Genomic DNA, 13,236 nt, shown 5'->3' with positions numbered 1-13,236 from the left:
CGCAGGCAAGGTGAAACGGGAATGAACGGCGGATCACGCCGGTGTTCAGAAACCTGGCCTAGTAGAAGACATAGGGGACCAGCGCATAGCTCCAGCGCTTTTCGCGCACCACGTAATCCTCGACCGGCAGTTCATCATAGCCCGCCGGCGGTTCCTCGATCACGTAGTCGTCGAGTTCGGTGACGATTTCGGCGGCAGTGTGCTTGGCGTCCTCGAGTACGACCGCAAGACCGCGCGACGCGGGGGCGTATTTATCGTAGTCGAACTCCTCATCGACGACGATCGCCAGCAGCGAGCCCTTTGAGGGCCCTTCGGCTTCCATGTCGAAACCATAGTCGTCATCGGGGAAGACGAAGAGCGAGCCCGGGGTAAGGCGGGTGTTCTTCAGCGCCACATCATTGGGGAAGAGCTGAAGCGCCGTGCCGTCCTCGGCAATGTCGAACAGCACCAGATTGCCCGGCACATCGCTGTCGATCTCGATCTTGAAGACATCGCCTGAATTGAGCGTGGTCGACGGCGTCATGGTCATGCGCACGCGTCCGTCGCTGGGCTTGCCGATGATCTCGGAGATCGCGTCATGCGCCTCTTCGGGCTCGTAGTGGTTGTCCTCGTAATAGGTCTCGATCGCGTAGCCCGGATCCTGTTCATAGACCGCAGGGTCCTCATATTTCTCGGGTGCCGGATCGGCGGGCACATAGGCCTCTTCGGGCGCAGGGGGCACATAGGTGTCCGCCTCGACATCATAGACGGCGGGAGCCACCGAATAGCCGATCACATCATCGGGCGCCTCAAGCTGCGGGGTCAGGCTCTGGCATTCGGGATTGTCGGCGCAATAGGTGTCGGACTCGCTGCGCAGATAGGTCAGCAATTCAGCATGGCTGACCGTGCCATTGCCATTGGTGTCGGCCTTGCCCTCGCCGATCCCGGCGACATAGGCCGAAGTGAAGACGCCGTGGCGCTGATCCTCGGGCTCGCGGTGATCGTCCCAGGCCAGCTGGTAAGGCGCAGCGGCGCTCCAGCTCACCAGCGTCTCGGGCTTGTCGACCACATTCATTTCGATGCGGATGCCGCGGCTGGCCGCTGCCGGCTTGCCCGCGACCGAGGGGTGGGTGAGGAACCGCGCACCGGCAGGTGCGGCATTGCCGCCGCCCAGCGACCGGGTGACCGTTCCCGAATGACAGGCATCGACCAGGAAGGTCACGACCCGGCCCGGCAGGTCCTTGATCAGCGCATCGAGATCATCATCGCGTAGCGCATCTTCCCAGCTGGTGTCGGTGGGGCGGATATCATAGGGCGCGATGGCTTCGTCGCGATTGTCGTTCTCGTCGCCATTATCATCGGGCAGTTGAAGCCCGTGGCCGGAGAAATAGAAGAACACGCGGTCGCCCGGCTCCGTGCCGGCAACCAGCCAGTTCTTGAATTCGGCGGTGATGCCGGCCTTGGTCGCGTCTGGGCCGCGCAGGATCTTGACCGCCTCGGGCGCATAGCCGAGCGAACCGGTGAGCAGGCCCTTCACCGCCTCGACGTCGTTTTTCGGCCCGGGCAGGAACAGTTCGGCCGGCAGGTTGGCATAGTCGCCAACCCCGACCAGCAGCGCCCGGTCCGCAGCGATAGCGGGGACGGTGAGACAGGCCGTTGCCGAAAGGGCAAAAAGGGCGGAACGAAGCGGGGCTTTGACGCGCGCAATCATGGTCACAGACTTTCGGTATAGAAGGGCTGGATCGCCACCTTGGCGTTCTGATGGGAGAACAGGTCCTTGAACCGCTCGATCAGGGCTCCGGGCTTGATGCCCCGCTGCTGCAGGAGGTCGTCGATCTCCTTGCCGTCCTTTTCGAGCGACATGACGATCAGATGATCGGCGCCATAGGGCGGGGTCACCGCAAACTGCCCCAGCGCGACGGCCTCGCCGGCCCCGTTCGGGTACGCGCCGAGATACTGGACCTCACCGGTATTGGCGAGGTTGAACATCAGCACATAGCCCTTGGTCCAGCTTCGCGCGGAGAGGCTCAGCCGTTCGGCGCTTTTGTAAAGCGGCCTGGCGGGGGAAAGGATGATGGCGCCGGTATTGAGCCGACTTTCGTCCTTGAGCACCGACAACAGGCGGTATTTGTCGATGGCCGGTTGAAGTTGGTTGGGCAGCAATCGCTCGGCCGCGACATCGCCAAAGGGCGAATAGAGCCGCTGCTCGTTCACATCGTAGCGGAAGGGCCGGTTGCCGCCATTTTTGACCCCGTCAAGATTGACCGGCAGTGTACCGCCCGAAACGATGAAAGGCAGGTCGTGCACATCGGCGGGCGGTTCTGTCTTGAGCGGATTGTCGAGCGCCTGTTTGACGTCCCCCAAAACCGTGGAGCGCATGGCCTCGGCATTGCGCGGCCTGAATTCAGGGGTCTGCAGGGCCTCGGATTCCTGCTTGACGATCGGCAGCACGTAGTCTTCGAGCTCGATGCGGGTGATCACCCCATCGCCATCAAGATCGGCCTTGCCTTCCAGCGCGCGCGCAAATGCATAGCTCAGGGCGCCCCGCGACTGCCCGTCGATGATCACTTCCGGGGTCGGCTGGCTTTCAAGCGAGGCGGCCAGGAACACCACCGATTTGAACTCGTCTTCCTTGATGCGTTCGCCGGACAGCGCTTCGGCGCTGGGCGGCTCGGAAGGAACCTCGACCCGCGGGGCCAGCCTGGTCTTGAGCCCCAGCGCCCGGTCCATGCCGCCGGAATGGCAGCTGTCGGCGACGAAAACCACACGCATGCCCTTGGCCTGTGCACGCAACAGCCAGGCGCGGATTTCCTGGTCGAAGATCCGTTCGTTCTTGGTCTCTTCCATGCGCGACGGATCGAACCGTCCGAGCTGGAAGAATTCGTCGAGACCGTCCGGTTCTGCTTCAGGAACGAAGGCAGGCGCCTGGGTGCCGTGGCCGGAATAGGTGAAGATCAGCGTATCGCCCGGGCTTGCCTCGGCCACCAGCCTGTCGAATTCGGAAACGATGCGGGCGCGGCTGGCATCTGCATTGGTGAGTTTGACCACCCTTGCCGCGCCATAAGCATCGAGCGCGGCGGCGATGTCCTCGGCATCGGCGACCGACCCGTCGAGGTCAGGCGCGGCATCGTAATTGTCGATACCGATCACCAGTCCGTAGGTTGCAGCCCAGACCGGCACCGGGCTGGCGGCGAGGCAAAGGGCGGCGAATGCCGAGGGGAGCCAGCGCATCGATCTACTTCATGATGACATCGACGCGGCGATGCATCTGAAACAGTTGATCCTGGGTATAGGCAGTAGGGTCGTCGGGCTGGAATAGTTCGGTTTCGCCCTTGCCCTCAACATCGATGTGTCCGGCAAAGCCGTGCTCGTAGAGATAGTCGGCTGTGGCCTGGGCACGCCGGAGCGACAGGTCGAGATTGTAGTAGTCGGGACCCGAAGGGTCGGTATGACCGATCAGGGTGATGTAATCCGCATCCGCTGTCTTGAGGCAGGTCAGCAATTCGTCCGCCGCAACGAGGCCCTGTTCGGTGAAGGCCGTGTCGTTGAACTCAAACCGGATCGGGGTGGTCTTTTTCTGGATCTTCACACCACGGAAATTGACCTTGCATCCGCCGCGGATCGACAGGCGCGGCGGGGTGTCTGCGGCGAGCCGCATCTCGGTCGCGGCCTTGTCGAGATGCAGGATATAGGCCTCGTCCGGCGCGATGAAATCCGGGGTCCGCGCCGGGTCCGATGCTTCTTCAAGCGCGATCAGATAGAATTCTCCGGCGCTCGTATAGTCCTTGCGGCCCTTGGCGATATCGCCGAGCGCGTCATAGACCTGCCAGGGTGCGCCCTGCTTGCGGATGGCGTCGAGTTCTTCAGCGAAATCCTCGAGTGGCGCCCCCGCCACCACCTGGTCGGCAATGGCATTGAACTGGATGACACCGATCATGCGCTGGGCCATGGCAACGTCTTCGGCAAAGCAGTCATCATGGCTTTCGGCGGCCGCAAGCGCCGCGCGCCCGGCCTCGACATCATCCGCCTCGAACGCGGCATAGCTGTCGGACAGCGCCGAGCATACGGCAAAGGCCGGCGTGGCGGTGAACGCCAGCAGCGTGCCGGCCACGGTAAATCCGAGAAGTTTCTGGTTTCTGGCCACAGGCATAGCGTCCTCCTCTTGCGTCTCCGTCCCCCCGGAGGCGATGCCGGCGGCCTGAAGCCGCCGGCGCCGCATGTTTATTCGGCAGGCTGCACGTTGAACGACACCATCTGGGTCGCGGTGCGTCCGCCTTCGCCCTTCGATTTCTCGAAGACCTCGATGGCGATGCCGCGGGTCGGCGGCTGGCCGGCATTTTCGGCCACATAGGAGCGCACTTCGTCGATCGAGAGCCGGCTGTCGCCGAGACCGCCAATGGCGCAATAGGCCACCAGCGCTTCGTCATAGCCCGGCTCGTCGAAGACCAGCCGCCCGGCACTCGGATCAGGGATGCGCTTGGATTCGCCAGCCTTGAGCGTGGTGCCGCCCAGGATCGCATCGGGGAACACTTCCACATTACCGCTGGTCTCGACATAGAACATCTGCAGTTCGCAGTCGTGATTGGTGGTGATGGAGAAATGCAGCTCATCGCCGACATATTTGTTGGTTGAATCAACCTCGATGCCGAGCTTGAGCTTCGCCTCGTTATAGGCGTCCTCGCGATAGGCCGGCTGCTCGGCCGGCTTGACCGGCTCGTGCTTGACCTCGACACGCTCCTTGTAGGGTTTGGCGGCATATTCCTCAGCCGCTTCCTCCTCATAATCGGCAGGGTCTTCACCGGCATAGTCGTCGGCGTCGGCAAAGCCGCCCTGCTCGTCGTAAGGCGCGAAGACCAGCGGTGCCCGCTGGGTCAGCGCCTCGAGGAGATAGGCATACTGCTCCTCGAGCTCGTCACGCGGCACTGTCAATCCGGCATTAAACTGGTTGATCCAGTCCTGGCCAAGACGGCGGGCGAATTCGTCCGGCACACGCTGGATGTGCTGTTCGAACTCTTCCGGGGTCAAATCGAACTCGGCGGCGAGCTTTTCGAAGGTGAGATCCTCTTCGTACAGGTCGGCATAGAAGGTGATGATCTCGGTGCCCCCTGCCCGACCCGGGCCGGTCAGTGAACGCACGGCGCCATCGCTGGTCACCTCGGTCACATTGATCTCGTCAAGGGCCTCGAGGAACCGTTCCTTGTCCTCGGCATAGACCTCGTCGAGCTCATCCTGGCTGCGGTACATCTGCAGCAACAGGTCGCGCTGATCGAGCGAGAACAGGGTCGAGGTTTCGATGTGGTTCCGCAACTGGTCGCGTTTGGCGAGAATGCCATCGGCGTGACAGTCGAAGCAGGACCGGCCATTGCGGATCTCGATCCCCTTGCCGATCGGGCGCTGGCGGAAGGACACGATCTGCGTCGGCCCCACTTCCAGCGCGTCGCCCGGCGCGGTCGAGAGGTAATAGCCCTGCATGCCGTTGGGCAGCGAGAAGATCATTTCGCCCCCGTCATGCTTGAAGGATTCGAGCCCGAGGCTGAGCGGAATCCAGCCCGGACCATGCGGGAATCGCCTGAGGCTCTGCTCGCCACGCGAGCCGGCAAAGTCGTAGCTCTTCCAGTAATAGCCACCCTGAGGCAGGTCATGCCGTTCGATCAGGCGGTTATGATCGGAAACCCCCGATGCCCCTTCGTCAAAGGCGGCGCGGACCACGTCCCGGCGTTCGATATTGCGGGTCGCATCGACGCCCAGCCGCCGCTCGAGCACCTCGATATTGTCGGGGAGATCGAGCAGATAGGCATAGATGTCGGGTCGGCTGGCAAAGGACATGAAGAAGTCCGCCCGCATGATCGGCAGCAGGGTTTCGGTTTCGAGCGCCAGGGCCGCGAGTGACGGATCATCGTCCGGGTCAACGCCATAGAAATACTCGACGGCCAGCCGGTCGTAATCGTCGAACTCCCATTCGAGATCGCGCAGGTCGACGCGCACCAGCGTATCGTTGGTGTTGGCGACCACTTCGGGATCGACAAGGCGCGGGGCGTAGCTCAGCGAGTTGAGAAGCTTCACGAAGCCGCCGCGATAGAACTTCATGCGGTCAGCGAAGGTCTCGGGGCTCTCGCAGGGGAACACGCCGTTATACTGGTTGCGATAGGAGAAGTAGCGGATATAGGGCCGGTCGAGTTCGTCGACCTGCTTGATGTCCGCCAGCGCCGCAGCAACCTCCCCGTCATAGGTGAGGATGTCGCGGGTGCGGGCCATGGATTGCTCGGGCACGGCCAGTTCGGCGCGGTCAACTTCACCGAGCGCGGTGATCCAGGCGGCGAGGTCGTCGAGTTCGCCGGCGCTCGGGCGCTTGCCAATCGGCATGCGACCGGATTTCACCGATTGATAGAGCAGCGATTTCTGCGGATCGCCCGGAGTCACAAAGGCCGGATTGCGGGCGATGGAGGCGAGGTCGCCAGCCGGGAAGCTGCCGGCGGATGACTGGCCGGGGCCGTGGCAGTTCCGGCAATAGGTGCCAACGAAATCGTCCGCGGCCCTTGCGTAATCGGTTGTCGCGACCTGGGCGGGCGCAGCCTCTTCCTCAAGTCCGCAGGCGGGTTTGGTCGGATCGGGCTCCGGCGGCGGCGGTGGCGGGGTCACCTCCTTGTCGGCCAGATAGGCATACATGGCCCGGCGGTCTTCATCGGTCAGGTCGGCCCAGCCTTCGGCGAGATGAGCCATGGCCTTGTCGTTGATGGGCGAGCCGGACAGGGTCTTGCCCTGCAAAAGGCCGGCGCCCCAGAAGTCTTCAGCCGTGGTGCCGTCGAGGCGCGCCTTGGAAATATCGGGGGCGAAGGCGCCGGTCAGGCCCAGTTCGCCCTGGAAGGCTCGGCCTTCATCGAGACCATAGGTCAGGTTGCGCGGGGTGTGGCATTCGCCGCAATGCCCTGCGGCCTCAACGAGATATTCGCCGCGCGCATGCTGGGAATTGTCGCCCGGCACATGCGGGGTGATGTCCATATTGCCGAACTTCCAAACCGCCAGGAACCATTGCTGGTTCCAGGGCAGGCCGATCTCGTGATCGGGCGGGCGGAAATCGGACTGGGGCAGGGTTTCGAGATAGGCCTTGATGTCGAGGACGTCTTCGGGCTTGAGCCCGGCATAGGCCGTGTAGGGGAAAACCGGGTAGTAGTGGCGGTCGTCGGGGGCCTTGCCGCGCATGACGGCATTGAGGAAGTCGGCATTGGACCAGCCGCCGATCCCCGCCTCGGAGGCGGTGATGTTGGGGGCGTAGAAGACGCCGATCGCCGAATCCATCCGCTTGCCGCCGGACATGACCGTCTCGTCGGCTTCAGACGCATGACAGGCCGCGCAACCGGCGGCCTTGAACATGTATTCGCCATTTGAGGTATCCGCCTCGTAATTGGCGAAAGCCGACTGATCGAAGGTTTCCTGGGCCGTGGCCGGTGCCACGAATGTAAGGCCCAGAACGGCGGCAAGGGCCAGGAGTGTGCCCCCCTGCCCCCTGGTGCGTTTGCTGATCGGATGCGTCCTCATCGTCCCTCTCTCTAGCGTGAGCGGCCCCCCGCACCCGCTGTTCCCATTGTCAGCGGAATTCGAAGCGTTCGAACTCCACCCTGGCGAGGTTGACCCCCGCTTGTTTCAGACCCGCCTCGATGGCCTTGCGTAATGGCGGCGGACCGCAGAACCAGAGGTCCACGCCGGCGGGTTCAAAATCCACATAGCCCAGTATCTTATCAGCCGTGAGACGATTGCCGTTCTCAGATGAATGGAGGGTGAATGCAAAGTTCTCGAGCTCTTGAGACTTTGCTTCAAGCTCCTGACGCCCCACGGCGTCGGCCGGGCCACGAACGCAATGAATAAGATGATAGCGCCCCGGCGCCGCAGCGTCGAGATGGCGGGCCCAGGCCAGGAATGGCGTGATGCCGATGCCGCCGGCCAGCCAGATCTGTTTCTTGCCGCCGCGGCCATGGTTGAAGCCGCCATAGCCACCCTCGATCACCATCTTGTCGCCCGGCTCGATCCGCTCGCGCAGGCGGGCCGTGAAGTCGCCCAGGGGCTTGATCGCGAAATGCAGCGTGCCGTCCGGATCCGGCCCGGCAATGGTGAAAGGGTGCGGTTCTTCGAGCCCCTTGCCCTTTACCTTGATGAAGGCGAACTGGCCGGGTCTGGCCTTGACCGGACGCCCGTCCGGTTTGGCGGTGATCAGGGTCGCGAAGTCATGCTTGTCGACATCGGTCACGGTGTAACCGCGCCGCTTGAGATAGGGCCCGATCTGGACATAGAGATAGGCAGCGATGCCGATCAGCGCCCACAGGTTCAGATAGCTCGACAGCAGTGCCTCGCCGCCGAAAGGCCGCTTGATGAAGGCCTGATGAAAGGCGAGGAAAATGAACGCGATGCCGATGAAACGGTGGGTCCAGCGCCAGATGTGATACGGGAATTCGATCCGTGTGCGCGGCAGCCGCTTGATGGCGCTCAAAAGCAGCAGGATCAAAAGCGCGTAGAAGGTCCATTTGCCGACGAAGGCTGCGGTGGTGTTGAACGTCGTCGACAGGGCAAGGCCCGAGAAATTCGGCTTGATGTACCAGTGGATGACGATCAGGCCGATGATCGAGATGCCGAGCCATTTATGGGTGAAGTAGAGACGATCGAGCCCGCCGAACAGCTTCTCGACGGGCTTGAGGCGCATGGCCAGAACCAGATTGATCCCCATGGCCGTGAAGGCCAGCGACGATGCGGTCAGTGAAAGCCAGTTCTCGAGCCCATAGGGGCTGACCGCCGGAATGGCAAAGATAATGGCCAGCGCCAGCAGCGCTGCAACAATCAGGTTTCCGAGCATCGCGTCCCACAAACTCTTCCCCGCACAGGCATAATGCAGGTTTGCCAAATCGAGGCAAGAGCGCGCAGTGATCGGATATTTGCGGGGCTCGCAAAATCATCGCGGAGTGAATTGCCAAATCAGTAGAATTGCGGCAGAGTTTTACCAACAGCAACTGACGAAAGGAGGTGATCCAATGTCGAGTGAGATTTCTGTGGTGTCGCGAGGCTTTGGATGGTGCGCTCGAGTGATGGAGCAGCCTTCGTCATAAGTCCGGCATCCGGTGGGTCCTTCGACCCCCGCCACGCGATGTCATGAACTCACGGAAGGGCCGCCCCCAAAGGGCGGCCCTTTTGGTTTGTGGCGCGTGTCACACGCTCCGTGCTGTCCCGGCCTTGAGCCGGGACTGCGAACCGCCTAGCCAATCGATCCAGTGGATCGATTGGAGGTGAGCAGGCCATGAGAGCTATGCTCGAATGGCAAGGTGCCCCATGCGAACAGGCCCCGGATCTGGTCCGGGGCAGCCCAGCGGGATGGTTGCGCCCCAAGCCCCATTGGTCCTGCCCACATCCTGAGCTTGCCGAAGGACGACCCTCGAAGGGCGAGGGCAGCCGGCAGAGGAGTAGCCTCCCCTATTTGAAGTCGGCGCCTTCCTTGATGAAGGTGCCACCCTGCAGATCGCGCATCGCGGTCATCAGTTCTTCGCGGGTGTTCATCACGATCGGCCCGTGCCAGGCGACCGGCTCCTTGATTGGCCTGCCGGAGACCAGCAGGAAGCGGATGCCGTGGTCGCCCGCCTGCACGGTAATCGAATCCCCGGTATCGAAAACGACGAGCGTGCGGTCCCCGCTCATATCGCGGATATGGACTTCCTCGCCAGCGATCTCCTTTTCGGTCAGAACGCCGAAGGGTTTTGACGCGTCGGCAAAGATGCCGGACCCCTCGAAGATATAGGCGAAGGCGTTGGCATAGGTATCGACCGGCAGGGTCTTCTTGCGTCCGGGGGGCACCCAGACATCGAGATAGACCGGATCGGCGGCGATGCCGTCGACGGGGCCCTTCTTGCCGAGATAGTCGCCGACGATCACCTTGATGCGGGTGCCGTCATCATCGATCAGCTCTTCGATATCCTTGCCCTTGATGTCCTGGTAGCGCGGGCTGGTCATCTTCAGCGAGGAGGGCAGATTGGCCCAGAGCTGGAAACCGTGCATGCGCCCGTTCGGGTCACCCTTGGGCATTTCCTGGTGCATGATGCCGGAGCCGGCGGTCATCCACTGGACGTCGCCGGCGCCGAGCGTGCCCTCATTGCCGAGGCTGTCGCCATGGTCGACCGAGCCCGAGAGAACATAAGTGATGGTCTCGATGCCGCGATGCGGATGCCAGGGGAAGCCGGCCTTGTAGTCCTCCGGGTGCTCGTTGCGGAAATCGTCGAACAACAGGAACGGATCGAGCAGGCTCGGATTGTGAAAGCCGAAAGCCCGATGGAGTTTGACGCCCGCCCCTTCGAGGGTCGGAGACGCTGCGGAAAGCTGTTTGACGGGTCTGATGGACATGAGTTCGCCCCTTTCCGGCCCACCATGATGGTGCGGGCCTGTTAAGAGCGAAGATAGGCAGTCATCGAGGTGAATGCAGCCGGCCGGATTGCAACGTATCGTTTGAGATACATCAACAATCCGGCATCAGCCCCCGTAAACTGTTCGAATATGTAACACCCACCCGGGGAAGTCGACCGCCCCTAAACGGCCACCGGGCGCACCTGCCGGCCCGGACGGATCGTCTCGATGGGCGCATCGCTCATCTCGGTCTGCGCCCGCACCCCATCGGCATAATCGGAGAAGGCCTTGGCGTCCTCGATGGAGGGATTGATCTTCACGTGCGGGTCGGAGACCGAGGAGAGGAGCAATCTGGTGTAGGGGTGCAGCGGATCGCGCACCACTTCTTCGGACGGCCCGAATTCGACGATCCGCCCCGCGAACATCGCCGCGGTGTCCTCGGCCAGATAACGGGCCGTGGCCAGATCGTGGGTGATGTAAAGAAACGCGATGCCGCGCTCTTCCTTCAGCCGTTTCATCAACTGCAGTACCGACCGGCGTATCGACACATCGAGCATCGAGGTCGGTTCGTCGGCAATGATCAATTCCGCACCCACGGCCAATGCACGGGCGAGATTGACGCGCTGGCGCTGACCGCCGGAGAGCTGATGCGGATATTTGTCGAGCGTATTATCGACATCGAGTTCGACATCGGCGAGCACCTGGCGCAGCGCCTCGTCTTCGCTCTGCCCGGCCTCGACCCGCTTGTGCAAGCGCAAGGGCCTCAACAGGTGGTGGCGGATGGTGTGAGTGGGGTTGAGCGATGCGAACGGGTCCTGAAACACCATCTGGATATGGCGGGCATTGGATCGGCGTTCCGCCGGATTGCGGGCGGCGGCCACGTCCTTGCCCTTGAAGAGGATGCGCCCGTCATCGATCGAGAACATGCGCGCGATGGCACGACCGCAGGTCGATTTGCCGGAGCCGGATTCGCCCACCAGCGCCAGCGCCTTGCCGGCCTCGATCGTGAAGGAGATGTCCTTGAGGGCGTGCACTTCCTTGGACCGACCGAGCATGGGGCGGACCACGAAGGTCTTCTTGACGTCTCGCACTTCAAGCAGCGGGGTTCTGGTCGTCTCGCTCATTGGGCGCCTCCGGTCGGGCCATAGCTGACGTCTTCGGTCAGGGTCGGCATCGATTGCCACAGCTTGACGGTGTAGTCGTGCTGGGGATTGTCGACGATCTCGGCGGTCGACCCGGTCTCCACGATTTCGCCCTCGAGCATGATCGCCATGCGGTCGGCGAATTGCGCCATCAGCGCCAGGTCGTGGGTGATGAACAGGATCGAGAAGCCGAACTGTTTCTGGAGCCCGGCGATCTCCTGCAAGATTTCGCGCTGCACCACCACATCGAGCGCGGTTGTCGGCTCGTCCATGATGATCAGCTTGGGATCGAGGACCAGTGCATTGGCCAGCACGACGCGCTGGCGCATGCCGCCGGAAAGCTGGTGCGGGTAGTCGTCGAGCCGGCTTTCGGGGATACCCACGAGCCGCATCAGCTCCTCGGCGCGGGCGCGGGCCTCGGCCCGGCTCTTGCCGGTGTGGGTGACATAGACGTCGCGGAACTGCTCGAAGATCGTCAGCACCGGATTGAGCGCGTTCATGGCCGATTGGAAGACGAGCGAAGTCGTCGACCAGCGCCATTTCGACAGGCGTTTGTCATCGAAGGCGAGGATGTCTTCGCCATCGATGGTGATTTCGCCATCGGAGATGAAGGCAGGCGGGCGATGCAGGCGCATCAGGGCATAGGCGATTGTCGACTTGCCGCAGCCGGATTCCCCTGCAAGGCCCAGCACCTCGCCGTCATTGATGTGAAAGTCGACGCCCTTCACCGCGCGAAACGGCCCTTCAAGGGTCATGTAGTCGACCGTGAGGTTCTTCACATCGACAAGGCGCCGGGGGGCGGTGTTCATGCTTGTGTCGGTCATGCCCCGGCCTCCGTCGAACGGGCGCGGAACTTGGCGTCGTATTTCTTCTGGGCCTTGACCGCGCGGTTGATGGCCCCGAGCGTGCGCAGCCGCGGATTGGAGATTTCGTCGACCCCGAAATTGAGCAGCGACAGACCGACCCCGATCACCGCGATGGCGAGACAGGGCACGAAGACCTCCCAATAGGCGCCGACGGTGATGGCCGAGGAATTTTGGGCATTATAGAGCATGGTGCCCCAGCTCACTGCGAGCGGATCGCCAAGCCCGAGGAATTCGAGCGTTGCCTCGGTGATGATGGTGTAGATCACCGAGCCGATGAAGTTGAAGCCGATGATCGAGAGAAGGTTCGGCAGCAATTCCACGGTGATGATGCGCCAGCTCGGCTCGCCGATCTGTTCGGAGGCCTCGATAAAGTCCCTTCGTCTCAAGGTCAGGGTCTGTGCCCGCGTCACGCGGGCGCCCCAGGCCCATGACGTTAACCCGATAATCATGGCGATCATGAAGGGGTCGGACTTCCCGATGAAGGCGGCGAGTACCAGCAAGAGAGGCAATTGCGGAATCACCAGCGCGATATTGGTGATGAAGTTGAGAACCTCGTCGATCCAGCCCCCGAAATAGCCGGCGGTCACACCGATCAGCGTGCCGATCACGGTCACGATCAGGCCCGCGGAGAAGCCGACGATCAGCGAGGTGCGGGTACCCCAGACGGCCTGGGTGTAGACGTCGCGCCCGATCCGGGTCGAACCCATAACGTGTTCCTGGCTCGGCGGCTGGTGCGGCCGGGCCACGCGCTTGTTGGGATCGTGGGTGGTGATCAGCGGCGCAGCGATGGCGATGACCACGTAAAACAGCACGATGGCGAGCCCGATGGTGGCCTTGCGGTTGCGCAGGATGATGTTGAGAACGTTGCGCATGGC

9 protein-coding genes are annotated in these 13,236 nt (G+C 62.5%); all 9 read right to left on the bottom strand.

The genetic code is table 11. The annotated features are described in order from the left end of the window. Window positions 1–58: 58 nt before the first annotated feature. The 9 genes from G489_RS0111270 to G489_RS20225 all read right to left on the bottom strand — a co-directional run bounded on the left by G489_RS0111270 (window position 59) and on the right by G489_RS20225 (window position 13,233). The gene (locus tag G489_RS0111270; protein ID WP_035872513.1) at window positions 59–1,690 is read right to left on the bottom strand and encodes a caspase family protein; all 1,632 of its coding nucleotides are present in this window, start codon (window positions 1,688–1,690) and stop codon (window positions 59–61) included. Window positions 1,691–1,692: 2 nt separating this feature from the next. Then, on the bottom strand, window positions 1,693–3,210 hold the full coding sequence (locus G489_RS0111265; protein WP_029041615.1) for a caspase family protein: 1,518 nt from the start codon (window positions 3,208–3,210) through the stop codon (window positions 1,693–1,695). Between the two features lie 4 nt (window positions 3,211–3,214). Continuing rightward, window positions 3,215–4,129 (bottom strand): OmpA family protein, encoded by a 915-nt coding sequence (locus tag G489_RS0111260; RefSeq protein ID WP_029041614.1) that lies wholly within the window; start codon window positions 4,127–4,129, stop codon window positions 3,215–3,217. A 71-nt stretch (window positions 4,130–4,200) separates the two neighbouring features. Further along, window positions 4,201–7,515 (bottom strand): c-type cytochrome, encoded by a 3,315-nt coding sequence (locus tag G489_RS21885; protein WP_051332559.1) that lies wholly within the window; start codon window positions 7,513–7,515, stop codon window positions 4,201–4,203. A gap of 49 nt (window positions 7,516–7,564) precedes the next feature. Next, a complete protein-coding gene (locus G489_RS0111250) occupies window positions 7,565–8,821 on the bottom strand; it encodes a ferredoxin reductase family protein (RefSeq protein ID WP_029041613.1) in 1,257 nt (418 codons plus the stop codon). Between the two features lie 611 nt (window positions 8,822–9,432). Continuing rightward, window positions 9,433–10,353, bottom strand: coding sequence for a pirin family protein (locus G489_RS0111245; protein ID WP_029041612.1), 921 nt, complete (start codon window positions 10,351–10,353; stop codon window positions 9,433–9,435). Between the two features lie 182 nt (window positions 10,354–10,535). Beyond that, on the bottom strand, window positions 10,536–11,477 hold the full coding sequence (locus G489_RS20230) for an ABC transporter ATP-binding protein (protein WP_035872510.1): 942 nt from the start codon (window positions 11,475–11,477) through the stop codon (window positions 10,536–10,538). After that, entirely contained in the window at window positions 11,474–12,319 is an 846-nt protein-coding gene (locus tag G489_RS0111235; protein ID WP_245578894.1) for an ABC transporter ATP-binding protein, read from the bottom strand. Before G489_RS0111235 ends, G489_RS20230 begins: the two co-directional genes overlap by 4 nt. Then, window positions 12,316–13,233, bottom strand: coding sequence for an ABC transporter permease (locus G489_RS20225; protein WP_035872509.1), 918 nt, complete (start codon window positions 13,231–13,233; stop codon window positions 12,316–12,318). The genes G489_RS0111235 and G489_RS20225 overlap by 4 nt, the downstream gene beginning before the upstream one ends. Window positions 13,234–13,236: the final 3 nt, after the last annotated feature.

Source organism: Cucumibacter marinus DSM 18995 (genome assembly GCF_000429865.1).
Classification (GTDB): Bacteria; Pseudomonadota; Alphaproteobacteria; order Rhizobiales; family Devosiaceae; genus Cucumibacter; species Cucumibacter marinus.
Note: the sequence above shows the minus strand (reverse complement) of the source record. Positions and strands in the feature narration are given on the sequence as shown.